The organism is Acinetobacter sp. Root1280 (assembly GCF_001425285.1).
In the GTDB taxonomy this organism is placed as follows: Bacteria; Pseudomonadota; Gammaproteobacteria; order Pseudomonadales; family Moraxellaceae; genus Acinetobacter; species Acinetobacter guillouiae.
In genome coordinates this window covers 53,005-76,735 of the sequence record NZ_LMED01000012.1, presented here as the reverse complement: position 1 = coordinate 76,735, position 23,731 = coordinate 53,005, and the positions used below count along the sequence as shown (strand labels likewise).

The window sequence follows — 23,731 nt, the reverse complement described above, 5'->3', positions numbered from 1 at the left end:
AGCTTTGCTTAAGGTGTGTTATGACCAATCAAAGGTATATAAAACGCGTTGGGTTTCAGGTTGGTAATACATTAAAATCCAATCTGCACCATGTGAACAATATTCCCAGCCAGCAACAGCTGCAATAAAATAATAACGCCTGCCATCACGGTCATAAATATGAACTTTTTGATCATCACGGTCTGCATTGATGTAGCGTAAATCAAAATGTTCATCAATCGGATAAGTCCAGTTTCCACCGCCACATTCACCACCTAACTGCTCAAGCAGGGTTGTCACAGAATCATTTTGATATTCAATGCGTGATGTTGAAATGACTTTTCCAGTTTCAGCAAAGCGCTGTTTAAGCTGCACGTAATCTTCATGCATTTCTTTATGATGGTTTTTTAGATCGGCCTCGCAATCAGGATTCTCTAAAGCAAAATATCTTTTATTTGCTAACCATTCATATTGATTTTGTTGATTTAATTGCATAATAAACCAATTTTCATTGGCAAATGCATCAGAAAATTCTGTGGTATCACTTCCGATATAGCATTCATAAGGTTCAATCGGATTGAGCAAATGAATTTTTCCTTGCCATGCTGGATTGATTGCAGATAAATCAATTGAAATAAGTGGAAGTAAATGCTGAGCTAGAAATAGACTTGAAGGGGCGAAGACGACTTCGTGGTCAGGTAACAGGGTTAGATAAGGTTGAACTGTGGTAATGTTTTTAATTGCTGTCATTGCACTTATTTTTAGATATTGAATGGTTTGCATTAAATCACAAAAAAGACCGAACGCGTCGATCTTTTTGCTTGGCTTAGTTAGTCAGTCAGCCATAAAGCGCCTAACTTTTCATCCCACTCACTTGGGGTGATGACCATACGACCTGCATTGGGGGTTAAGGTAATCTCACTAAAGAAAACATCGTCTTGAGATAATAAGAAATCGATTCGGCTATAACCATATTTAAAACAAAGATCTTCTGACAGCTGAAGCATTTTATTTAATTTTTGTGGTCGTGCTAAACAGCTTGGTGTATTGCTTTTTAGATCAACGGTAAAGGGTTGCAGCACCCAAGATGTGTCATACATATTTGAATAATCCACGCCTTGGCTGTCTTGTACATCGACTTCAATATATCGAGGCTGACCTTCAAAACAATGAACACGGCATGTTGTAATGGTCAGCTTATTGTCTTGATCAACAAACAAATCAATATGTTGTTCGGCCAAAATTAGAGGAACAATATCTTTGTAATGCCATTCTCGTTTTCTAAAATACATATTTTGTTTAAGGTGGTGATTGAGTTTATGCTGCGCTTTTTTGATATCAAATTGCGCTTTATCATTACAGACAATCGCACTGCCGCTGTCATGATTGCATTTTAAAACAAACTTGTTAGGAAGTTGATTAAAGTCAATTTCCTCAAAGCACTTATATACACCAATTAATGGAACAAAATGGGAACAACAAATTTTCTCTGCAAGCATTTCGCGTACAGCAAATTTATCTGCTAATTTCGTATGTAAAGGTGCTCTTTCATAGATCATTCTGGCGGTGACTTTTTCATTGAAACTTTTAGGCTGATCAAAGTTCGGGGTATAACCCAATTTAGCAATAAATCTTTTGGTGAGATAACGTCTATCTGAGACAAATTTGGCTCTAATAACTTTTGCCGAATAAATAATATTTTCTAACATGATTAAAAAAATCAATAAAATAAAGTAATGTTTGAATTATAGAGAAAATATGAATTTTGTACATGGAAACAGTAATCATTTGTATTTTTATTACATAATTGTAATGAATACCAAAGCAATAAGGTGAACTGTATCACACTAAGCAAAAAAGACCGCTATGTAGCGGTCTTTTTGTATGACTTAATTTTTAGCGATTAAGCAGATTTTTTAACAGCCTCTAAAAGCTCATTTTGACGAGTTTTAAGTGCAGCTGGTAAGCGCTCACCAAGTTTATCAAATAACTCAGTGTGGCTCTCAATCTCTTTGATCCATTGATCTTTGTTTTGAGAAGTCACAAGATTAAATTGATCTTTAGTGAAGTCAGAACCTGTCCAGTTCAATTGCTCATAAGTTGGAACAAAACCAATCGGTGTTTCCACTGCTTCAGCACGACCTTCACAACGGTCAATGATCCACTCAAGCACACGCATGTTTTGACCAAAACCAGGCCATACAAAGTTGCCTTCAGCATCGCGACGGAACCAGTTTACGTTATAAATGCCAGGAAGTTTATTGCCTGCAGCTTTCGCTTTAGCACCAACTTCTTCACCCATTTCTAACCAATGAGAGAAATAGTCAGCCATGTTATAGCCAGCAAATGGAAGCATTGCAAATGGGTCACGGCGTACAACACCTTGTTGACCTACTGCAGCTGCAGTTGTTTCAGAACCCATTGTTGCTGCTTTATAAACACCATCAACCCAGTCAAAAGCTTCTGAGATTAAAGGTACTGTATCTGCACGACGACCACCGAAGATGAACGCAGAAATTGGTACGCCAGCTGGATTTTCCCAGTCAGCATCAATAGAAGGGCATTGACCCGCTGCAACGGTGAAACGCGCATTTGGATGTGCTGCTTTTTCACCAGCAACATGCGGTTGGCCTTTCCAGTTGGTCAAGTTAGCAGGCGCTTCTTTGGTTAAACCTTCCCACCATACGTCGCCATCTTCTGTTACAGCAACGTTTGTATAGATGACATCTTTGTGAAGTGTCGCCATACAGTTTGGATTTGTTTTGATGTTTGTACCAGGTGCGACACCAAAGAAACCAGCTTCAGGGTTGATTGCATATAAGCGACCATCTTCACCTGGTTTGATCCAAGCAATATCGTCACCTACAGTTTCAATTTTCCAACCTTCATAACCTGCAGGTGGAATCAACATCGCAAAGTTGGTTTTACCACATGCAGATGGGAATGCTGCTGCAATATAGTGTTTCTCACCTTGTGGATTAGTCACACCAAGGATCAACATGTGTTCAGCTAACCAGCCTTGTTGACGACCCATAGATGATGCAATACGTAAAGCAAGGCATTTTTTACCCAATAATGCGTTACCGCCGTATCCTGAACCGTAAGACCAGATCTCACGCGTTTCTGGATAATGCACGATATATTTTTCTGGGTTACAAGGCCATGCAACATCTTTTTGACCTTCAGCCAGCGGAGCGCCAACAGTATGTACGCAAGGAACATAGTCGCCATCAGTGCCTAATACGTCATAAACAGCTTTACCCATACGAGCCATTTTACGCATACTTACAGCAACATAAGGAGAATCTGTAATTTCGATACCGATGTGAGCAATGTGAGAACCTAATGGACCCATAGAGAATGGAACCACGTACATGGTACGTCCTTGCATTGCACCATCAAACAAACCGTTAAGGCGAGTACGCATCTCAGCAGGAGCTTCCCAGTTGTTTGTCGCACCAGCATCTTCTTGTTTTTCAGAGCAGATGTATGTACGACCTTCAACACGCGCTACGTCAGACGGATCAGAATTCGCTAAATAAGAACCAGGATGTTTTTCTTGGTTCAACGCTTGCATAGTGCCGTTAGCGATCATCAAGTCGATATAACGTTGATTCTCTTCTTCGCTTCCGTCACACCATTCAATTTTTGCAGGTTTAGTTAATTTAGCAATTTCTTCAACCCATGCAATGAGCTTGGGATGACGAACGAATTCTGGTGCGTTCACTTGGGTCATGGTGAGGCCTATCTAAAATATGTACAATTTTGTGTACAAATAATAATCTGAATGAAGGGATACTACATTCAAATTTAAGTATGAAAAAAAGTGGTGGTATTAAAACATATATTCATAAAAAAAATAAGACTAAAGGCTTAAAAGATACCAATGCTCGAATTTTCACTAAGTGTTTGATTTGTATTATCTAACATGGATTATTGTTTGATTTTTATTGGTATTTTTAAATAGAATGTAGAGTATTTTAATTGTAAATAATAATAGTTTACAATAAGTTGAAATTATAAGATTTACTAAATTAATTATTGATTTAATAAATGGGCATAATTCGAATTTTACATAAAGGTGCTTTTATTTGTTTAGAAAATCGACGAAATTAGTGCAAATACTTCAAAATAATCAAGCTTATGGACACAGAACTCAAGCCGCTTTCAATGATTTACAATGAAAAGTCAGGTTTTCATGCCAATCAGAAAGATGATATTTATGAAAAACTCATGACCATCTGGACCTCACATGGTTTTGAAATTCAAGTTTTTGATATTGGTTCAGAGCCTGATATAAAAACCCTCATGCAAAAAATCTTTCAACGTCATGCACAATACTTAGATTGTGGTGTCATTGTCGCTGCTGGTGGTGATGGTACGTTGAATGCAGTCGCCTCGCAAATGTTAAAGCAAAAAATTCCTATGGGAATACTACCTTTGGGTACTTTTAATTATGTGGCGCGTGTTCTACATATCCCCTTGAATATTTTAGAAGCAGCCAATGTGATTGCCACAGGGGAGCCGCGTGCATCACATGTGGCCTGTATCAACGATCAAATTTATTTAAATAATGCCAGTTTAGGTTTATATCCTTTGTTTATTAAAAAACGCGAAGAATATAATCGCAGGTTTGGTCGTTTTCCTTTAAATGCGTATACGTCTGGTTTGGATGTACTGATTCGTGATCGTAAAGAACTCAAATTAGAGATCGAAGTAGATGGGCAAAAGTATCCCGTAAAAACACCGCTGATTTTTTTTGGTAATAATCAACTGCAATTAAAAGAATTGAATTTAAAAATTTCGAAATGTGCAGAGGTGGGGGAAATTGCTGGTGTGGTGATCGCCAAAGGAGATAAAGCCACTTTATTTAAAACCTTGTTTCAAACCATTCGTGGAAAATTGGAAAACGCTTCCGATGTGTATAGTTTTGGTGCACAAAAAGTCATTGTCTATTCAAAAAAGCCTAAACTGACCGTTGCTGTCGATGGAGAAATTGTTTCAATGACGACCCCATTAACCTTACACGTAGAAAAAAATGCTTTAAAAATTATGGTGCCGCATGTTATTGCATCTGTCTGATCTACATTTTGGTACTGAGCGTCCAGAGTGTATACGGGCGATTCAAAAGTTTTGTGCTGTGCATAAACCAGAAGTGGTTGTGGTGAGCGGTGATTTAACTCAACGTGCTAAATTTAAAGAATTCTATGCATGTAAGCAGTTTTTAGAATCACTAAACATCCCTTATTTTGTGGTGCCTGGCAACCATGATATTCCTTTGTATCATGTTTGGAATCGTGCCTTTAGACCATTTGGCTTATATCAACTGTTCTTTGGCAGTTTAGAACATAGCTTATTTACAGAGCATTTTTATTTAATTGGCATGAACAGTATTCGTCGCCGTTATCATACACGCGGACATATTTCATTTGAGCAAATTCAAAATGTAAATCAGTTGTTGACCAATGCACCAAAAAATAAATTAAAAATAATCGTTAGTCATCAACCTTTTTATACATCAAATGAAGACCATCACTTAAAAGATTGTCCAGCTTTAGGGCAGTTTGCCATTAAAGAATGGGGACAACATCAACTGTATGCTTTATTGCACGGTCATTTGCATTTAGTTGCGGTCTATGACCTGAATCAAGCCTTTGCGCTAAATTTAAAACAATCAGTTTATGAGGTTCATGCGGGTACAGCAGTTTCTCGACGTTTGCATAAAAATATACCCAATAGCTTTAATGTGATTCATCAAGATGGTGGCTTTGAACATTATTTTTTTGATGAACAATTACAGGAATTTATTGCCAAAACTGCGATAAAAAATTCTGAATTAGACATGATTTGATACAAAAGAAGAAAAAACATACAAATTAAATAAATTTTTTTTCGTTTTCCCCTTGAAGCGTTTATTTCCATCCCCACAAATGTGACATACAAATATTTTGTCGATGACCTAGGAATAAGAAGTCATCTTCGCTGAGTAATCAATGACATTTTAAATGTCTATGGAGTTAGAAATGAGCAAGATTCGTCCTTTACATGACAACGTTGTGATCCGCCGTGTTGAAAAAGAAACTAAAACAGCAGGTGGTTTGATTTTAAGTACTTCTGCAGCTGAACAACCTGCTCAAGGTGAAATTCTTGCTGTAGGTAATGGCAAAATCACTGATAACGATGTACGCGCTTTAGACGTTAAAGTTGGCGATAACGTACTGTTTGGTGCTTATGCAGGTACTAAAGTTAAAGTTGATGGTGAAGAACTTCTTGTGATGAAAGAATCTGACATTTTAGCGGTATTGGAAGGTTAATCTTCTGCTGTTGAGATGTGTTTTCATCCAAACATATTGGTCAAAATTTAAAATTTATAAAGATATCTGGAGTTTAGTATGTCAGCTAAAGACGTAAAATTTGGTGATTCAGCGCGTTCAAAAATGATCGCGGGTGTAAACGTACTTGCAGATGCAGTAAAAGTAACTTTAGGTCCTAAAGGTCGTAACGTTGTTATTGATCGTTCTTTTGGTGCACCACACATCACTAAAGATGGTGTAACTGTTGCTAAAGAAATTTCTTTAAAAGACAAATTCGAAAACATGGGTGCACAATTGGTTCGTGAAGTTTCTTCAAAAACCAATGATATCGCAGGTGACGGTACAACAACTGCAACTGTACTTGCTCAAGCGATTTTAAATGAAGGGATCAAATCAGTCACTGCGGGTATGAACCCAATGGATTTGAAACGTGGTATCGACCTTGCGGTTAGAGCTGTTGTTGAAAATATCAAAGCAACTGCTAAACCAGCTTCTGATACCAAAGCAATTGAACAAGTCGGTTCGATTTCTGCAAACTCTGATGAAACTGTAGGTAAGTTGATTGCGCAAGCAATGGAACGCGTTGGTAAAGAAGGCGTGATTACCGTTGAAGAAGGTTCAGGCTTTGAAGATGCGCTGGATGTTGTAGAAGGTATGCAGTTTGATCGTGGTTATATCAGCCCGTACTTTGCAAACAAGCAAGATACTTTGACTGCTGAACTTGAAAATCCATTCATTCTTCTTGTTGATAAGAAAATTGGTAATATCCGTGAATTGATTACAGTTTTAGAAGCTGTTGCAAAAACAGGTAAACCATTACTCATCATCGCTGAAGATGTTGAAGGTGAAGCTCTTGCAACACTTGTTGTAAACAACATGCGCGGTATTATCAAAGTATGTGCGGTTAAAGCACCTGGTTTTGGTGATCGTCGTAAAGCAATGCTTCAAGATATCGCGATCTTGACAGGTGCTACAGTGATTTCTGAAGAAGTAGGCATGTCTTTAGAACAAGCAACACTTCAAGATTTAGGTACTGCACATAAAATCACGATTTCTAAAGAAAATACTGTGATTGTTGATGGTGCTGGTGATGCAAATCAAATTGCTGAACGTGTAACTCAAATTCGTGCTCAAATCGAAGAATCAACATCTGAATACGATAAAGAAAAACTTCAAGAGCGCGTAGCTAAACTCGCTGGCGGTGTTGCTGTAATCAAAATTGGTGCTGCAACTGAAGTTGAAATGAAAGAGAAGAAAGACCGCGTAGACGATGCGCTTCATGCAACGCGTGCTGCGGTTGAAGAAGGTGTTGTTGCAGGTGGTGGTGTTGCGTTGGTACGTGCAGCTAAAGTACTTGACGGTCTTGTTGGTGCAAATGATGACCAAACTGTAGGTGTGAACATCCTTCGTCGTGCGATTGAAGCGCCACTTCGTCAAATCGTATCTAACGCTGGCGATGAGCCATCAGTTGTGATCAATGCAGTGAAGAGCGGTGAAGGTAACTTTGGTTACAACGCTGCAACTTCACAATATGGCGATATGTTAGAAATGGGTATCCTTGACCCTGCTAAAGTAACGCGTTCTGCACTTGAGCACGCTGCATCTGTTGCTGGTTTGATGTTAACGACTGAATGTATGATTACTGATATCCCAGAAGATAAACCTGCTATGCCTGATATGGGCGGCATGGGTGGTATGGGCGGAATGATGTAATATCATTTCGATCTCAGATCATAAAAAAATCCTCGCTTTATGCGGGGATTTTTTATGCGAGTTGTTTCATTCTTGTCTTTTTGTATATTTTTTATTATGCTTTTGTACTGTTCGGTAAATATAAATACAACACGAAAACTGAGGAGAACTAAAATGAAAAGATTAATCTTCATTATTGCAATCAGCCAGATGCTAACGGGATGTTTAAGTATCATGGGGCAAAGACCCGAAACAAGAAATGATTTGATGCAGTCTTGGGTGGGGAGTACAGAGGAAAAACTGATCAGTAAATGGGGGCCACCGTATAGAAGCTATGCACTCCCAAATGGTGCAAAAATTATTTCATATAACGATGGCTGGAATGCTTGTACAAGGAAATTTATGCTTGAACAAGGTAAGGTCACCAAATGGGGATATAGTAATTGTTCTATGCATCTCAATCGACCTGACAAAATTGACAAGAATATCCCAATTCCACAACCATCACTTTAATCAATTATTTATAGAGATAACTTTAAACTGAAAGTCGCTGTTCGAGTTAAAATGTCGTGGTGCTTAGACTGGAGTAGCGCAGTAAAGCAAAATTAGGCTGTTATAAATTTTTATGGATTGACATTTTACCTGTGGTGGAATGTCACTATGCTCTCTAATTTTTTTAAAAGAATAACTTAGATAAAAAGGTTATTTGATCTAGAAAGAATACTTACCTAAAAAGAATAATGACCCAGGTAAAGAAAATAATCGCTTGAGCTACGAACTGTGCAGCACTTCCCATATCTTTGGCATTTTTTGACAGTGGATGGCGTTCTAAAGAAACACGATCAACCACAGCTTCTAATGCTGAATTAAACAATTCTACAATGATTGCCAATAAGCAGACACCTATCATCACTGCTTGTTCAACAGAAGAGACATCAACAAAGAATGTAATCGGAATTAAAACAATATTAATCCAAACAATCTGACGGAAAGCAGCTTCATTTTGGTATGCAGCTTTAAATCCTGCTAAAGAATAGCCTGTTGCATTGAGAATGCGTTTGAAACCCGTCGTACCCTTAAATGGAGAATAATCACTCATAAATCAAAGCAGCTAAAGTTTTTAAGAAGTGTATTATTCTAAACTTAAATTGGGATTAATTTTAAACAAAAAACACCAAGTTTAGAAAAAATTAAGCAAACAGTTGAATCGTTTGCTTAATTTTTTTGAATAAATCAGATGTTACTTGGTATTTGGATTGGCTTTTAAGTACGCATCTAAAGCTTTACGACCTAAACCAGGATCATCGGTAAATACACCATCCACACCAGCTTTAAAATACATCTCATATTCTTTGTTCGCTCCAGCTTCACAACGCTTGGCTGCATCTGCTTCAGCTGTACTACATTTTAAATTGTTGGCAAGGAAGTTATTTTCAGGACGGAAAGTATACGGATGGACTTTTAAGTTCACAGCATGTGCATCTGTAACGAAAGAAGAGGGTGCAGTATAGCTATCATTAAAAATATACGGTTTCCATGGACCTACACCATCAGCATATTTGGCGACGTCTTTTAAACCTTGTGCTGTTGCCATGTCGCCATAAGTGGTTTTAATCCCTTGTGCGGCATAATCTGCTGGACTGATTTTCTTATCATCATAAAGCTGAATAATTTTGGCATGCTTTAAGCTTTTATGTGCTGTCAATTGGTCTTTAAAGTACTTTAAATTATTGACTTCAAATGATTGTAGATAAATTGGCGCAATTTCACGGCTATATTGGTACTTTGCCAAAGTTCTAAGCAATGGATCTTCCATGGCTAAATTTAATTTTTGAAAATATGTTGGGTGTTTAGTTTCAATATAGAGCCCAACCACTTTACCGGTTTTTTTATAATTCTTTTCCGCCAGTTCAATAATCTGCTCAAGGGTAGGGATATTCAATTGATCATTGTATTGGGTATTGTTCGGGCGTAAAGCTGGAATACGCTCGCGTGCTTTAAGTTGATTTAATTCACTTAAAGTAAAGTCTTCTGTAAACCATCCTGTTAATGATGTCCCATCGATGATTTTTGTTTTCTTACGATCTGCAAATTGGCTGAATGTGCTGACATTGGTTGTACCACCAATTTCATTTTCATGGCGTGCAACCAATACGCCATCTTTGGTCGATACCAAATCTGGCTCAATAAAATCAGCACCATCATCAATGGCTTTTTGATAACTTTCAAGGGTATGTTCAGGGCGTAAAGCACTTGCCCCTCGGTGACCAACAATAATGATTTTAGGTTCTTTGTATTCTGGTGTGACGTTTTCTGATTTTTTATCGTCATCATTACAAGCAGTTAATAACGCCATAATACTGATCATTAACCCAGTATTTTTAATCATATTTTTCTCAAATTCTTATATGGAAACTGGCTATAGTCTAAGTGGTTAAATTGACACTGTGATGACATCAAGATGAAAAATTGATGAAATGCTTTTGGTTGATTTATGTCTAGAAGAAAAAAACTCTTCATAGTTTCTTCATATTTAAACTTATCATTCGCTTTTCTGTTATTTTTCCTTGAGTTTTTAGTTTAAGTCACAGAATATCCATATAAAGTCGATTTAATTGCTACAACAACTTTACCTCAATCCTTTGACGCAGAACCTACTCTGATGCTCTCAAAATTTTTTATTCAACGTCCTATTTTTGCCTGTGTACTTGCAATTATTGTCATGGCTTTAGGCGTATTTTCAGTCTTGAATTTACCGATAGAGCGATATCCAGATATTGCTCCGCCAAGGATAAGTGTTTCTACAACCTATACAGGTGCAGATGCTGAAACTGTTGAAGAGAGTGTTACTCAGGTTTTAGAGCAGCAAATTAAAGGGATCGACAATCTGCTGTATTTTAGTTCGAGTAGTGACTCATCGGGTCGTGCCAGAATTAGTATCAGCTTTGAAAATGGAACGGATCCAGATACCGCACAAGTCCAAGTACAAAATAGTATCAATGGTGTACTGAACCGCTTACCAGATGATGTACAGCGTCAAGGTGTAACGGTGAATAAATCACTTGGCGATACCTTTATGGTTGTGGGCTTGTATGATGAAACAGGTAAAAGTAACAATATCGAATTAGGTGATTACTTATCTGATCATATAGAACAAGAATTGTCACGGATTGAGGGGATTGGTGAAGTTGATGTTTTCGGCTCTCAATACGCCATGCGAATTTGGCTGAATCCGAATTTACTGCGTCAATATCAATTGATGCCGAGTGATATTCGGTCAGCAATAGAAGCACAGAATACACAGGTTGCAGCTGGTGGCGTCGGTGATTTACCAGTAACTGCTGACCAATATTTAAATGCAAAAGTCACCGCTGGTTCACGTTTAAGAACAGTCGATGAATTTAAAAATATTATTGTTAAATCCAATACAGATGGTAGCTATATCTATTTAAAAGATGTGGCGCGTATTGAGTTGGGTGCAGAAAATTATCAGTCTTTTAATACCATTAATGGTTACCCTTCATCGGGCATGGGGATTTCTTTATCCTCTGGTGCAAATGCTTTAGCAACATCTGCACTCATCAAAGCTGAATTGGCGAAGATTTCTGAAAAATTACCTCAAGGTTATAAGATTGTTTATCCACGTGATAACACGCCGTTTGTGCAAGAATCGATTAAAGAGGTGGTCAAAACCTTATTAGAAGCCATCGTATTGGTGGTTCTGGTCATGTTTATTTTCCTACAAAGTTGGCGTGCAACGCTGGTTCCAACCATTACTGTACCGATTGTGATTTTAGGTACTTTTGCGGTACTCAATGTGCTGGGCATGAGTATTAACACATTGACTTTATTTGCCTTAGTGTTGGCAATAGGTCTGTTGGTCGATGACGCCATTGTGGTGGTGGAAAATGTTGAACGTTTGATGCATGAGCAGGGCTTAACTGCAAAACAGGCATCTATCGAGTCTATGCAGGAAATGACAGGAGCTTTGATTGGGATTACCGTGGTCTTGACCGCAGTATTTATTCCGATGGCGTTCTTTACAGGTTCGACAGGTGTAATTTATCGTCAATTCTCCATCACCTTAGTGGCGGCAATGGCCTTGTCATTATTGGTTGCATTGATCCTAACTCCAGCACTCTGTGCCATTATTTTAAAACCCAATCCTAAACCCATGCGTTGGGCGACATGGTTTAATCGCAAACTTGAAAATCTAAGACAAGGTTATATTCGCCTGATTCAAAAGACCTTAAATTTGAAATGGGTGATTTTGACGATTTTTGTGGCTTTGATTGCTGTATTTTCACTGATCTATCGGGCTTTACCCACCAGTTTTATTCCAAGTGAAGATCAGGGCATGCTGAGTGTACAGTTCCGTTTAGCTGATGGTGCGCCGATGTCAAGTAGTCAGGTGGTTGGGGAAAATATTCGAAAATATTTCCTTGAGCATGAAAAACAAAATGTTGATATTGTGTTGATTCGTTATGGGCGTAATTTTTCGGGTACAGGACAAAATTTAGGAACAGGCTTTGTGGCTTTAAAGCATTGGGATGATCGCTCAGGTACACAAAATTCTGCGCAAGCAATTCGTGAACGTGCGACAAAGTATTTTAGTCAAGATCGCAATGCTCGGATTACAGTCAGTTTGCCTGCTTCTGTAAATGGCTTGGGGGATAGTGATAGTTTAGAATTTTGGATTCAGGATATTAACGGTCAAGGCAGGAAATATTTAGACCAACAATTCACTACATTGCAGACACAAGCCAAACAGTTCCAATCCTTTGAAAATCTGGATAAAAAATCCAATCCAGATAAATCTAAGTTAAAAGTTGATGTTAATCAAAAATTAGCATTGGCAAATGGGCTGAGTCAAACTGCGATTAACAATACTTTGTCAGCAGCATGGGGTGGCTCTTATGTAAATGACTTTATTGATCGTGGACGAATTAAACGAGTGATGATGCAGGGCGATGCAGAGTTTCGTTCAAAGCCTGAAGATCTACAGGTATGGACAGTGCGTAATGCACAGAACCAGATGGTGCCATTTAGCAATTTCGCAACGACGCGCTGGGAAGGTGGGCCAGATGTGGTCAATCGTTTCCAAGGTTATACCGCCTTGCAAATGGAAGCCAATGCAGCGGCGCATACCAGTTCAGGTCAAGCTATGAAAGATATTCAGACCTTGATTAGTCAACAAGATGGAATAGATGTTGCGTGGAGTGGCTTGTCATTTGAAGAACAAAAATCAAGTAGCCAAGCATGGTTACTCTATTTGATTTCGATCGGCTTTATTTTCCTTTGTCTCGCAGCCTTATATGAAAGTTGGTCGATTCCAACCGCTGTGATTGCGGCAATTCCTTTGGGGATTGGAGGCAATATTATTTTTAGTAAATTGGCAGGTTTTCCAAACGATATTTACTTCCAAATTGCATTGCTAACAACGATTGGTCTGTCGTGTAAAAATGCGATTTTGATTGTTGAGTTTGCTGCACTATCACAGGAAAAAGGTAAAACAGCGATTGCTGCTGCATTAGAAGGCGCAGGGTTGCGGTTACGTCCAATTCTGATGACATCCTTGGCCTTTGGTGCAGGTATTATCCCCTTGGTTGTTGCGTTTGGTGCAGGTGCTGCCAGTCGTCAAGAAATAGGGGTAAGCGTATTGGGTGGGGTGATCTTCGGAACAGTTTTAGTTTTGCTGTTTATCCCATTTATGTATGTGCTGGTTCGTTCAATTTTTAAATCAAAAGTACTCTCTGAGTAAGGGTGTTGATTGATGAGCTTCGCTTGCTCAATGGTCTTTGATGATCATTGATCAAGCTTAAAATCATACAGAACCTTTAAAATATGTTTCACAACAAAAAACATCTTTATTTTCGTGGGATTGCAGTCCAACATGTGGCAAAAGTTTGATGGAATTTGGATCATCCTATGCAATTTTCTTTGGCACTCGTTTCAGAAATAGAAAAAGCCATTCAAAACCATCAATTTGATCTCATTGAAAAACAATTTGAACAAATCAATGATGCCGATATCGCAAAAATTTTGGCAGACTTATCTTTAAATGAACAGCTGACATTGGTGGAGTATTTGCCCAATGCTGCCTATATTCTTGAGTTTTTATCACTCGAACAACAACTTAAAATTTCTGAACATTTACCAAAACAGATACTGGTCAATATCATTTCTGAGATGCACTCGGACGATCGTACTGATTTATTTAAGTACTTGCCTTATGCATTACAACAATCTGTTTATGCCGATTTAAGCCCTGAAATACAACAGCAGATCCAACATTTAGCCAGATATCCAGAAGAGTCTGCTGGTGCAATTATGAGTTCAGATTATGTGACATTGTCACCTGATTTGAACATGGCACAAGCCATCAAGCAGATCAGAGCAATTGCCACAGATCGTGAAACGGTCTATTTGATTTATGTGGTCAATGCACAAGGCAAGTTACTCGGGGTTGTGTCCTTACGTGAAATTATTCTTGCTGAGCCTGAGCAAACCATTGCTGAAGTTATGAGTACGGATTTGATTGTTGGGGACGTTAATGAAGACCAAGAGAGCATTGCAGAGAAGCTGCATTATTATGACTTTATTGCGCTGCCAATTGTTGATGAGCAACAACGTCTTTTAGGTATTGTTACTTATGATGATGCCATGGATGTCGTCACTGAAGAAGCCACAGAAGACTTTTTAAAATCCAGTGCAGTCTCATCGTCTCCTAAAATGAGTATTAAGACAGCACCGATTCATTACCTCTATAAAAAACGGGTATTTTGGTTGGTGATTTTGGTTTTTGGCAGCTTATTGTCTGGATTCGGGATTGCGCATTTTGAAGATATTATCGCAAAGAATATTGTGCTGGTATTCTTTTTGCCGCTTTTGGTCGGGAGTGGCGGGAATGCTGGCTCACAATCGGCCACGTTAATGGTACGGGCATTGGCAACGGGTGATGTACATTTAAAAGATTGGATGTATCTGATTGGGCGTGAAAGCTTGGTCGGTTTATGTTTGGGCGGAACAATGGCAATTGCTGTGTCCATTCTTGGCTACTTTAGAGGCGATGCAATGGTCGCTTTGGTTTTAGCTTTAAGTATGATGGGTATCGTATTGATGGGTTGCTTAATAGGAATGAGTCTGCCATTTATACTGAATCGTTTAAAACTGGATCCAGCAAGTGCTTCGGCACCCTTAGTAACTTCGATTTGCGATGCAACAGGCGTTATCGTTTACTTATGTATTGCATCGATTATTTTATAAGACATGGCTGAATGGTAAGCTTTAAAAATGCTTGGCTGATCATGTTTAATCAGCAATGTCTTTTCTTAAATCTCGACAACTGGGAATATCGGTATAGCGATATACCTGATAACCTGCTTGTTCTAACATCTCGTCACGTTGTGCATCGATATGTTCTTTGCCAAGGTGACTGGGATCATCGAGTTCAATAATAGCAATCACTTCAAGCTGTTTGTCGAGTAGCACAAAATCGGTCACTTTACGATTGAATTTGGAACGCAATTTAAATTGATTGCAATCAATTAATGCGCTAAACGCGACTTGTGCAAGTACATGATGTTGTGGAAAGGCTTCATTTAAACGGAAAAACATTTTCTGTTCAAAAGGGGTGATCACACGTTTTGCATAATAATGTTTATTTCGAAATAAATACTGACCAAAGCAGGCAAGCAATAAAGCAAAGGTTGCGATACTGCCAATCAATAAAAATAAAATTTGATGTAAATCGAGAGACATAAGGGATCGGTATCGTATAGACAAGAAAAAACCCACTCAATCATGAGTGGGTTTTTAAAATCTGGCTCTCCAACCTGGGCTCGAACCAGGGACCTGCGGATTAACAGTCCGTCGCTCTACCGACTGAGCTATTGGAGAATCTGGAACGCATTTTAGGGATGAAATGGGAATGGGTCAAGGAAAAATTGTTAAATTCATCATAAAAAAGCATTATTTGCTAAATATTTGATCATTCTGAATAAAAGTAAATCTGAATAAAAGCAAAGTTGTTTTAAACGTTCTAAAATTTAGGCGTAAGCCGAAAAACGTTTAAATCTTTTGTCTATAGAAAATAAAGATATAAAAAAGCCCACTTCATTATGAGTGGGCTTTTTAGAATCTGGCTCTTCCACCTGGGCTCGAACCAGGGACCTGCGGATTAACAGTCCGTCGCTCTACCGACTGAGCTATGGAAGAATAGATGGCTCTCCAACCTGGGCTCGAACCAGGGACCTGCGGATTAACAGTCCGTCGCTCTACCGACTGAGCTATTGGAGAATCTGATGCGCATTTTATGGATGAAAGCCAAAGTGGTCAAGTGAAATGATAAGAAAAAAGTCTTAAATGTTTTTTTATTGTCCGAATTTAAAGAGTTTGTATATATATTGATTATTTTTAAAGTTTTCCAGTTCTTTATTAGAGATTAAATGATCATAAGTGATTAAATTTTGTTGCAGCTGAAGAAGGGTTTGTATTCGTTGTGATGGTTTCATTCGGACTAAAGCACTAAAAATAATCGTGATTTCTAAGATTTGAATATTTTTAAAAAGCAAGTTTGATGAAATCACTATATTTTTAACCCTATAGGCTTTTTTCCACAAAAAATGTTGTTGCATAATTTGATCAATAAACATTAAGTCAAGTTCGTAACACATACCAAAAGAAAAGCCTCGATGTTCTTGCTGTATTTTACGCATACTGAAAGCAGAAATTTGTGCATAATTAATGGTGATTTTTATTGCATACATTTGAATTTGGCAAAACTCGGAATGAAAACATATCTGTGGTCGTCCATGTTTGATCAGCAAAGACAATGAAATAAGTTCAAACAACACAATAAACAGCCAAAATAGGACCACAAAAATAAAAGTGAAGCTGATATCGTCCGTGTCGGTAATATAGAGATAACAGGGGATCTGAATAGCGCTAAGCATTGCATAACTATAAAAGATTTTTATTGGATCTGCTTTTACCGTGTAATTAGGATTGATCATATTTGAATTGAAAAAATTGAATCGCATAAAAAGGCCATTCTAATCAGAATGGCCTTTTTACAAAAATAAAATGCTGAGATCTTATTTTTCAACACCAGCTTCTTGGCCCGCATATTTCGCGTTTGCATAGTCCCAGTTTACAAGGCTTTCTAAGAAAGTCGAAATGTATTTAGGACGAGCATTACGGAAGTCGATGTAATAAGCATGTTCCCAAACATCAATTGTAAGTACCGCTACTTTGCCATGTGCAAGTGGAGTATCTGCATTTGAAGTTTTAAGAATAGAAAGCTCGCCATTCACTTTATCAGCAACTAACCAAGCCCAACCTGAACCGAATTGAGTTGTTGCAGCAGCAGCGAATTCTTCAGCGAATTTTTCGTAAGAACCGAAAGCTTCATCAATTTTAGCAGCTAAAGCGCCAGTAGCTTTACCGCCACCATTTTTAGCCATACAGTTCCAGTAGAATGTGTGGTTCCAAACTTGTGCAGCATTGTTAAATACACCTGCTTTAGATGCATCGCCAGCAACAGCAACAATGATCTCTTCTAAAGTTTTACCTTCAAGATCAGTACCCTTGATTAAGTTGTTTAAGTTTACAACATAAGTATTGTGGTGCTTGTCATGATGGAATTCTAAAGTTTCTTTGCTGATGTGCGGCGCAAGATCTTCATAGCCGTATGGTAAAGCAGGTAAAGTAATGGTTGTCATGTTTTAAATTCCTTGCATTTAGCTGGGTTTTAACATTAAGTGGCTTTATTGTAATGGATTCTTTCAACAATTGTGCAAGATGTTAAATAACAATACACAATTTATTTCGATTTAATACGTATATAGAAAATCTAAAAAGTACATCGCATTTTTATGGAAAAGTGTCTAATCGGCAGAGCAATATTTGCCAAAAAATGCGTTACATTTTTTAGGATAGCGCTTAAATCGGGTTGTTGAGTTCGAAATAACTAGCGTCAATATTGAACTGTTCAGCGATCGCTTGAGCAAGTTGTTGAACACCATAGCGCTCTGTTGCATGGTGTCCACATGCATAGTAATGCACATCTAACTCTTTGGCTTCATAAAAAGTACGTTCGCTGACTTCACCTGAAATATAGGCATCACAATTCATCGCTGCCGCTTTGCCTATAAAATCCTGTGCTCCACCTGTACAAAATCCGACTTTTTGAATCAATGATTTTTCTGCATTGAGATGGATGGTATCAAAGCCTAATTTTTCAGTGAGAAGGTGTTTAAAATCTTCTGGTGAGATCGGATTTTTTAAATAACCAATATTACCAATCGGATTGCGTTCGCTTGGGTCTAAAGCTTCAATGTTTTCCAGCTCAAGGATTTTGGCAATCATTGCATTATTCCCCAATATTGGATGCGAATCTAAGGGGAGGTGGTATCCAACAAGTGAAATATCATTTTGGATTAATGCTTTGATTCGTTTGCCACGCATGCCAGTGATTGGATAGGGTTCGCCTTTCCAGAAATAGCCATGATGAACCAAGAGCAGGTCTGCTTGTTGTGCAATCGCTGCATCAATCGCATCCTGTGACGCCGTGACTGCACACAGGATTTTCTTTACTTCAGATCGTCCTTCGATTTGTAATCCATTGGGTGCGTAATCTTTAAATTCATGTGATTTTAAGGTTTGATCACACCACTGGATGATATCTTTGAGTAAAGCCATGAATAACCTTTATTTAAATGAAGTGTGTTAAGACCATCAAAACATATTTTAAATTGTAACTAAAGCTGAACAAAACTCTTTGTGTTTTTTATGTTTCTTGATTGAATTGCTTTACAATATACAAATTGCTTTTGCATCAACGAATTAAAAAATTCTTAGAGGAATAAAAACGTGCGGCGTTCATTTACTTGGCTCCCTTGGGTTTTACTGATACTGGTTATTATTTGTTTTGTGGTTTGGCAAAAACTTCAACAGCCCAAAGCACCGATTGCTGCTGATGGTGTGAAGATGCCTGCTGAGAAAGTTGAGCCTTTGGTCAATACATCTCGAACGGGTGGTGTGGTGTCCTATAGTGCTGCCGTTAAGGTTGCCGCACCAGCAGTGGTGAATATTTTTACCACTCAAAAAGTAAAACAAAATCATCCATTGCTCAATGATCCTGCGTTTAGAGAGTTCTTTGGAAATCAGATCCCTGAACAAAATCAAAACCAGAATGAAAACAGTTTAGGTTCTGGAGTGATTGTACGTCCAGATGGTTATATTTTGACAAATAACCATGTGATTGCTCAAGCAGATCAAATCGTTGTTGCCTTGCAAGATGGTCGCCGTGCAGAAGCCACTGTAATCGGAACGGATCCTGATACAGATTTGGCTGTGATCAAGATTGAATTGAAAGAATTACCTGTCTTGCCATTTAAATTGAGTGGCAATGAAGTCGGTGATGTTGTGTTGGCAATAGGCAATCCATTTGGTGTAGGGCAAACGGTAACGCAGGGGATTATCTCTGCGACGGGTCGTTCTGATCTCGGTATCAATACTTACGAAGACTTTATTCAGACCGATGCAGCCATTAACCCGGGTAATTCTGGTGGTGCATTGATTGATGTAGCTGGGAATTTGATTGGGGTTAATACTGCAATCTTCTCACAGTCAGGTGGTTCGTTGGGGATTGGCTTTGCCATTCCTGCCAAAATTTGTCAGCAAATTTTAAATTCAATTTTAAAAGATGGTCGTGTGATTCGTGGATGGATGGGCATTAGTTTAGTTCCGCCAACGCAAGCAGATGTTTTACAACCGCGTCAGCCAGGTGTTGTGGTTGCTGATGTATTGAAAAAGGGTCCTGCGGCGGAAGCGGGGATTAAAGTGGGCGATCGTATTGTTAAAGTGAATAATGAAGATATTACTTCAACCTCACATTTAATTAATTATGTTGCACTCCAAGCACCGAATACTGATATTCAAGTTGAAGTCATTCGTGGCGAACAAACCGTCAATCTCACTGTTAAAGTGGGTGAGCGTAAAGTTCAAAGTGCTGACTCACAATTTATCCCTTTACCACGACGTTAAGTCTTACGAAAATTTTAGCCCTGATGAATCAGGGCTTTTTTATTTCTGAGATGCAGATTTTCCTTAGCTCATAAGACTATTTAGTGAGGCCAATTGGCACAGGGATTAGGTAATAGGCTATGGATTGCACCAACTTCTTCATCTGAGAGCTTTGCATCTTTATTTTTATCTAAGAATTTAAATAATTTAATGTTTTTATCTTTGCCTTGAAACTGTCTGTCATCTGGCCACGGTAGTGGATCAAAGTCTTTGACTTTTAAGAACTCATTGAGTTCAAAGGTATCATTCTTATTTAAATCATAGGTCTTATGAAACTTCTCCCAGTCTAAAGAAGCCGGATCACAGGCAAAGCTAAAGCTTGAAAGTGCGCTACAACTGAGAATTAGACTATAGATTATTTTATTCATCTGTTTTATCCCATTTTTTAAATTAGCTTTGATTATAAAGACAAAGTGATTTTAAACGAATAGTTGCATCTCAACAAAACTATTTCCGTCTTGATTCAATCTATTCGATAGAAAATACTATATTTTAAAAACAAAAAAACAGTGCCGAAGCACTGTTTTTATTGCAATAAAATGCTATTCAATTAACTTTCTTGTTGAATCCCAGCAACTAACCAATCTTGCGTAGACCCTGCTGGTTTAACAAAGTGCCATACTTCTGAGAACGGTACAGGTTGACTATTTAAGTCTTCGCTGACAGTTCCAGTAAAACGAACACTCACCACGTATTGTCCATTTTCTGTCGCGCTATCCAATACCAATGCATTTAAGTTTGAAAACTCAGCCACATCTTGATCTTGGTTTGCCATGATATCGCTGTACATTGACTGATAAAGATCAGCTGTTAAATAGCGTTGAATTTCAGCAATATTGCTCACTGAGTTCATTGACTGAATATGGTTAAAGCGTTGACGAGCAACACGTAAGAAAGCAGCAGGTTCAGTTCCATCCGGAAGTTGATTGCCGCTTTGCATAGAGGCTGCGCCAAACGGTGCTTGTGTTGCAGTACCACCATTGACAGACTGACCAAAAATATTGGTCGTGTCGTTTGAACTACGTGCCGTATTGTTTTGACCAAATGGCGCAGATGTTGGACCTGTGCTATTTGGTGCATACGGATTATTGCTGGCTAATTTTTTTTTTGCACCGAATTTACGGAACAAGAAGAATGCAGCACCTGCGATCAGGATTAACCAGATCCAGCTTGGAATTCCGCCTTTTTTCTCTTCTTGTTGAGCAGCTGCTTGTTGTTTCGCTAATTCAGCATCATTGGTTTGTGCTTGGGCATTACCATTATGATCATCAGCCATTGCATTTGCCGCAATCGCACCTACTGCTGCACCTGCAACACCAGCAGCAACCATTTTACCTACACCAGAACCTGATTTTTGTTGACCAGGTTGAGCAGGCGTTGGTTGTTGAGCAGGCGTAACTTGTCGAGGTTGAGAATAAGACTGACTTGAACTCGAAGAACGGCTCATGCCATGGCTTTTACCACCACCTGCACGTTTTGCTTCAGCTAAAGGTGCTACAGCCAAAGTTGCCATTAAAATACCTGCGACCAAGCCGCGCTGTCGAACTTCCATTGAATCTACCTATATTAAAAATATGTTGATGAATATGAGTGCAAGCACATTACTGTAATTGCTTTTCATAGTTCTCTTTATGCAGTCTTTTTAAGAGAATTTCAATGTTTTTAAGATTTATTTGCACATATATTCACATAAACATAACGAATATATTGCTGGGCTTTTAAAGCCCAATACGGATTTTCTAATCTATTGAAATAATTAAAACTATCAATTTAAAAAGGCTTTTATCATATCGGTGGAATTGTGCTGTGATATACAAATTTAGTGCAGCAATTTATGATAAAAATTCTCATGATTTAATGGGTAATTTATAGTGTGTAGTACCCAGCCTTTATCTTTAAATTATTTGAATAAATATCGATCGATCAATCCGTTATAAAAATGATTAAAGCAAAACTATTGTTTCAGCTTTAATCAGACATTTAATTTTTATTGGATCTGTGAGGGTTTATTTAATGAGGGATAAGAAGCAAATTTTTATTTAAGCTATCTATCAAAGCAAGCTTACTTCCTTGTAAGGCTTGGTGTTATTTTATAAATGGGATGAATTAGACTTCATCACTCAATTGCATGGCTTCTGTTAATGCCTCATGCAGTCGAGCCACTGCAATGATTTGTACACCTGCAATAGGCTTTTGTGGTGCATTGCCTCTAGGTACGATGATGTATTTAAAACCATGTTTTATGGCTTCTTTTAAGCGTTCTTGCCCATTGGGAACAGGGCGTATTTCACCCGATAATCCCACTTCACCAAATACAGCCAATTGTTGTGGTAAAGCTTTAGAGCGTAGACTTGAAGCACAGGCCAAAAGTACCGCAAGATCAGAACCTGTTTCGGTAATTTTTAAGCCACCCACGACATTGACATAAACGTCTTGTCCAGAGGTCTGCACACCACCATGACGATGCATGACTGCAAGCAACATATTTAAACGGTTTTGTTCTAAACCGAGTGCGACCCGACGTGGTTGTCCATGCGCGTCATCAACCAGCGCTTGAACTTCAACCAATAACGGACGTGTACCTTCACGACTGATCATTACAACCGAACCGGGAATCGCTTCATCATAACGACTTAAAAAGATGGCAGACGGATTGGCGACTTCTTTTAAGCCCTTATCTGTCATGCCAAATACACCAAGTTCATTGACCGCACCAAAACGGTTTTTAACAGCACGAATCATACGGTAGCGGGAGTCAGATTGCCCTTCAAAATACAGTACACAATCGACCATGTGTTCAAGTACACGTGGACCGGCCAAGGCACCTTCTTTGGTGACGTGACCAACAAGAAATAACGCTGTACCACTATTTTTTGCAAATCGAGTCAATAGTGCAGCTGATTCACGAATTTGCGAAACACCGCCGGGAGCAGATTGTAAGGTTTCGGTATATAAGGTTTGGATTGAGTCAAGGATGGCAACAGCAGGGCGCAATTGTGCGAGGGTATCACAAATTCGTTCTACACACGTCTCTGCCATGACTTGTAATTTATCAGTAGCTAAGTCAAGACGATTGGCACGTAAAGCCACTTGTGAAAGTGATTCTTCCCCTGTGACATAGAGTGCTGAATTCTTCGCAGCAGCCATGTGCGTTGCGGTTTGCAACAGAATCGTTGATTTACCAATACCGGGGTCACCCCCGATTAGGACGACAGAACCTGTGACTAAACCACCACCAAGTACTCGGTCAAACTCGCCTATACCCGTAGCTAAACGTGTTTCATTGGACACGGTAATCTGGTTAAGCAAGGTGACATTGGCCGCTTGTCCTGCATACCCACCGCCCATAGGTTTGGCACGATGTGATACGACAGGTTCAATTCGCACTTCAGTCAGAGAATTCCATTCACCACAGTCTGAACATTGACCTGCCCATTTTGGATGGTCTGTACCACATTGTTCACAACGATAAACAGTTTTGACTTTGCCCATTTTGAGTGCGTTCACCTTTTGAATGATGTGCTGAATGTACCAATAGCGCCATTGAAATACAATTTTTTGCTTAACATCTCGCCAAAAACTATTTTGGCACGTAAACTGCAAATCGAAGGAACGGTAAAAATAAGAAAGGTAAGGGATAGTCGTTTGACTATTAAATA

General features: G+C 38.6%; 20 protein-coding genes and 3 tRNA genes. 8 read left to right on the top strand and 15 right to left on the bottom strand.

Annotation, left to right across the window (positions count from 1 at the left end):
• Positions 1-18: 18 nt before the first annotated feature.
• The 3 genes from ASC84_RS10175 to ASC84_RS10165 form a co-directional block, all read right to left on the bottom strand.
• Complete coding sequence (locus ASC84_RS10175; RefSeq protein WP_056514309.1) at positions 19-762, bottom strand: hypothetical protein; 744 nt, start codon at positions 760-762, stop codon at positions 19-21.
• 47 nt (positions 763-809) lie between these two features.
• Positions 810-1,688, bottom strand: a complete 879-nt coding sequence (locus ASC84_RS10170) for an ATP-grasp fold amidoligase family protein (RefSeq protein WP_004819661.1) — start codon at positions 1,686-1,688, stop codon at positions 810-812.
• A 194-nt stretch (positions 1,689-1,882) separates the two neighbouring features.
• A complete protein-coding gene (locus tag ASC84_RS10165; RefSeq protein ID WP_004722449.1) occupies positions 1,883-3,715 on the bottom strand; it encodes a phosphoenolpyruvate carboxykinase (GTP) in 1,833 nt (610 codons plus the stop codon).
• 407 nt (positions 3,716-4,122) lie between these two features.
• Here ASC84_RS10165 and ASC84_RS10160 point away from each other — a divergent pair, with 407 nt between their 5' ends.
• The 5 genes from ASC84_RS10160 (at position 4,123) to ASC84_RS10140 (ending at position 8,498) form a co-directional block, all read left to right on the top strand.
• On the top strand, positions 4,123-5,061 hold the full coding sequence (locus ASC84_RS10160; RefSeq protein WP_004722448.1) for a diacylglycerol kinase family protein: 939 nt from the start codon (positions 4,123-4,125) through the stop codon (positions 5,059-5,061).
• Positions 5,042-5,830, top strand: a complete 789-nt coding sequence (locus tag ASC84_RS10155; protein WP_056514305.1) for a metallophosphoesterase — start codon at positions 5,042-5,044, stop codon at positions 5,828-5,830. The genes ASC84_RS10160 and ASC84_RS10155 overlap by 20 nt, the downstream gene beginning before the upstream one ends.
• Positions 5,831-6,002: 172 nt before the next feature.
• The gene (gene groES / locus ASC84_RS10150) at positions 6,003-6,293 is read left to right on the top strand and encodes a co-chaperone GroES (protein WP_056514303.1); all 291 of its coding nucleotides are present in this window, start codon (positions 6,003-6,005) and stop codon (positions 6,291-6,293) included.
• Between the two features lie 78 nt (positions 6,294-6,371).
• Positions 6,372-8,006 (top strand): chaperonin GroEL, encoded by a 1,635-nt coding sequence (groL, locus tag ASC84_RS10145; RefSeq protein WP_004819670.1) that lies wholly within the window; start codon positions 6,372-6,374, stop codon positions 8,004-8,006.
• A 153-nt stretch (positions 8,007-8,159) separates the two neighbouring features.
• On the top strand, positions 8,160-8,498 hold the full coding sequence (locus ASC84_RS10140) for a hypothetical protein (RefSeq protein WP_056514299.1): 339 nt from the start codon (positions 8,160-8,162) through the stop codon (positions 8,496-8,498).
• 211 nt (positions 8,499-8,709) lie between these two features.
• Here the strand turns inward: ASC84_RS10140 and ASC84_RS10135 are convergent, their stop codons facing one another.
• Both ASC84_RS10135 and ASC84_RS10130 read right to left on the bottom strand, forming a co-directional pair.
• Positions 8,710-9,084, bottom strand: a complete 375-nt coding sequence (locus ASC84_RS10135; protein WP_056514297.1) for a diacylglycerol kinase — start codon at positions 9,082-9,084, stop codon at positions 8,710-8,712.
• A gap of 141 nt (positions 9,085-9,225) precedes the next feature.
• Positions 9,226-10,374, bottom strand: a complete 1,149-nt coding sequence (locus ASC84_RS10130) for a glycerophosphodiester phosphodiesterase (protein ID WP_056514294.1) — start codon at positions 10,372-10,374, stop codon at positions 9,226-9,228.
• A 273-nt stretch (positions 10,375-10,647) separates the two neighbouring features.
• On the opposite strand from ASC84_RS10130, the gene ASC84_RS10125 reads away from it, so the two are divergent.
• The gene (locus tag ASC84_RS10125) at positions 10,648-13,746 is read left to right on the top strand and encodes a multidrug efflux RND transporter permease subunit (protein ID WP_056514291.1); all 3,099 of its coding nucleotides are present in this window, start codon (positions 10,648-10,650) and stop codon (positions 13,744-13,746) included.
• Between the two features lie 167 nt (positions 13,747-13,913).
• The gene (gene mgtE, locus ASC84_RS10120; RefSeq protein ID WP_056514288.1) at positions 13,914-15,251 is read left to right on the top strand and encodes a magnesium transporter; all 1,338 of its coding nucleotides are present in this window, start codon (positions 13,914-13,916) and stop codon (positions 15,249-15,251) included.
• A 45-nt stretch (positions 15,252-15,296) separates the two neighbouring features.
• On the opposite strand, the gene ASC84_RS10115 is transcribed toward mgtE, so the two are convergent.
• The 7 genes from ASC84_RS10115 to ASC84_RS10085 form a co-directional block, all read right to left on the bottom strand.
• Positions 15,297-15,746, bottom strand: a complete 450-nt coding sequence (locus ASC84_RS10115) for a DUF2726 domain-containing protein (protein ID WP_056514285.1) — start codon at positions 15,744-15,746, stop codon at positions 15,297-15,299.
• Positions 15,747-15,808: 62 nt separating this feature from the next.
• Positions 15,809-15,884 (bottom strand) — tRNA-Asn (locus ASC84_RS10110).
• 242 nt (positions 15,885-16,126) lie between these two features.
• Positions 16,127-16,202: transfer RNA gene (locus tag ASC84_RS10105), tRNA-Asn, on the bottom strand.
• 5 nt (positions 16,203-16,207) lie between these two features.
• Positions 16,208-16,283: transfer RNA gene (locus tag ASC84_RS10100), tRNA-Asn, on the bottom strand.
• Positions 16,284-16,357: 74 nt separating this feature from the next.
• The gene (locus ASC84_RS23260; RefSeq protein ID WP_227515130.1) at positions 16,358-16,753 is read right to left on the bottom strand and encodes a hypothetical protein; all 396 of its coding nucleotides are present in this window, start codon (positions 16,751-16,753) and stop codon (positions 16,358-16,360) included.
• A gap of 327 nt (positions 16,754-17,080) precedes the next feature.
• Positions 17,081-17,707, bottom strand: a complete 627-nt coding sequence (locus ASC84_RS10090) for a superoxide dismutase (protein ID WP_004722425.1) — start codon at positions 17,705-17,707, stop codon at positions 17,081-17,083.
• 220 nt (positions 17,708-17,927) lie between these two features.
• A complete protein-coding gene (locus ASC84_RS10085; protein ID WP_056514277.1) occupies positions 17,928-18,686 on the bottom strand; it encodes a Nif3-like dinuclear metal center hexameric protein in 759 nt (252 codons plus the stop codon).
• Positions 18,687-18,857: 171 nt separating this feature from the next.
• Between ASC84_RS10085 and ASC84_RS10080 the strand changes: the two genes are divergently transcribed.
• Complete coding sequence (locus ASC84_RS10080; RefSeq protein WP_004722420.1) at positions 18,858-20,033, top strand: S1C family serine protease; 1,176 nt, start codon at positions 18,858-18,860, stop codon at positions 20,031-20,033.
• Positions 20,034-20,113: 80 nt separating this feature from the next.
• Here ASC84_RS10080 and ASC84_RS10075 read toward each other — a convergent pair whose 3' ends face one another.
• The 3 genes from ASC84_RS10075 to radA all read right to left on the bottom strand — a co-directional run bounded on the left by ASC84_RS10075 (position 20,114) and on the right by radA (position 23,564).
• On the bottom strand, positions 20,114-20,440 hold the full coding sequence (locus tag ASC84_RS10075; protein ID WP_056514274.1) for a hypothetical protein: 327 nt from the start codon (positions 20,438-20,440) through the stop codon (positions 20,114-20,116).
• Positions 20,441-20,622: 182 nt separating this feature from the next.
• Positions 20,623-21,624, bottom strand: a complete 1,002-nt coding sequence (locus tag ASC84_RS10070; RefSeq protein WP_004722417.1) for a Tim44 domain-containing protein — start codon at positions 21,622-21,624, stop codon at positions 20,623-20,625.
• Between the two features lie 554 nt (positions 21,625-22,178).
• On the bottom strand, positions 22,179-23,564 hold the full coding sequence (gene radA, locus ASC84_RS10065) for a DNA repair protein RadA (protein ID WP_004722416.1): 1,386 nt from the start codon (positions 23,562-23,564) through the stop codon (positions 22,179-22,181).
• Positions 23,565-23,731: the final 167 nt, after the last annotated feature.

Coding starts and splice junctions, on each gene's coding strand:
- ASC84_RS10175 (WP_056514309.1), bottom strand. CDS start 762: ATGCAAACCATTCAATATCTAAAAATAAGTGCAATGACAGCAATTAAA.
- ASC84_RS10170 (WP_004819661.1), bottom strand. CDS start 1,688: ATGTTAGAAAATATTATTTATTCGGCAAAAGTTATTAGAGCCAAATTT.
- ASC84_RS10165 (WP_004722449.1), bottom strand. CDS start 3,715: ATGACCCAAGTGAACGCACCAGAATTCGTTCGTCATCCCAAGCTCATT.
- ASC84_RS10160 (WP_004722448.1), top strand. CDS start 4,123: ATGGACACAGAACTCAAGCCGCTTTCAATGATTTACAATGAAAAGTCA.
- ASC84_RS10155 (WP_056514305.1), top strand. CDS start 5,042: ATGTTATTGCATCTGTCTGATCTACATTTTGGTACTGAGCGTCCAGAG.
- groES (WP_056514303.1), top strand. CDS start 6,003: ATGAGCAAGATTCGTCCTTTACATGACAACGTTGTGATCCGCCGTGTT.
- groL (WP_004819670.1), top strand. CDS start 6,372: ATGTCAGCTAAAGACGTAAAATTTGGTGATTCAGCGCGTTCAAAAATG.
- ASC84_RS10140 (WP_056514299.1), top strand. CDS start 8,160: ATGAAAAGATTAATCTTCATTATTGCAATCAGCCAGATGCTAACGGGA.
- ASC84_RS10135 (WP_056514297.1), bottom strand. CDS start 9,084: ATGAGTGATTATTCTCCATTTAAGGGTACGACGGGTTTCAAACGCATT.
- ASC84_RS10130 (WP_056514294.1), bottom strand. CDS start 10,374: ATGATTAAAAATACTGGGTTAATGATCAGTATTATGGCGTTATTAACT.
- ASC84_RS10125 (WP_056514291.1), top strand. CDS start 10,648: ATGCTCTCAAAATTTTTTATTCAACGTCCTATTTTTGCCTGTGTACTT.
- mgtE (WP_056514288.1), top strand. CDS start 13,914: ATGCAATTTTCTTTGGCACTCGTTTCAGAAATAGAAAAAGCCATTCAA.
- ASC84_RS10115 (WP_056514285.1), bottom strand. CDS start 15,746: ATGTCTCTCGATTTACATCAAATTTTATTTTTATTGATTGGCAGTATC.
- ASC84_RS23260 (WP_227515130.1), bottom strand. CDS start 16,753: ATGTATGCAATAAAAATCACCATTAATTATGCACAAATTTCTGCTTTC.
- ASC84_RS10090 (WP_004722425.1), bottom strand. CDS start 17,707: ATGACAACCATTACTTTACCTGCTTTACCATACGGCTATGAAGATCTT.
- ASC84_RS10085 (WP_056514277.1), bottom strand. CDS start 18,686: ATGGCTTTACTCAAAGATATCATCCAGTGGTGTGATCAAACCTTAAAA.
- ASC84_RS10075 (WP_056514274.1), bottom strand. CDS start 20,440: ATGAATAAAATAATCTATAGTCTAATTCTCAGTTGTAGCGCACTTTCA.
- ASC84_RS10070 (WP_004722417.1), bottom strand. CDS start 21,624: ATGGAAGTTCGACAGCGCGGCTTGGTCGCAGGTATTTTAATGGCAACT.
- radA (WP_004722416.1), bottom strand. CDS start 23,564: ATGGGCAAAGTCAAAACTGTTTATCGTTGTGAACAATGTGGTACAGAC.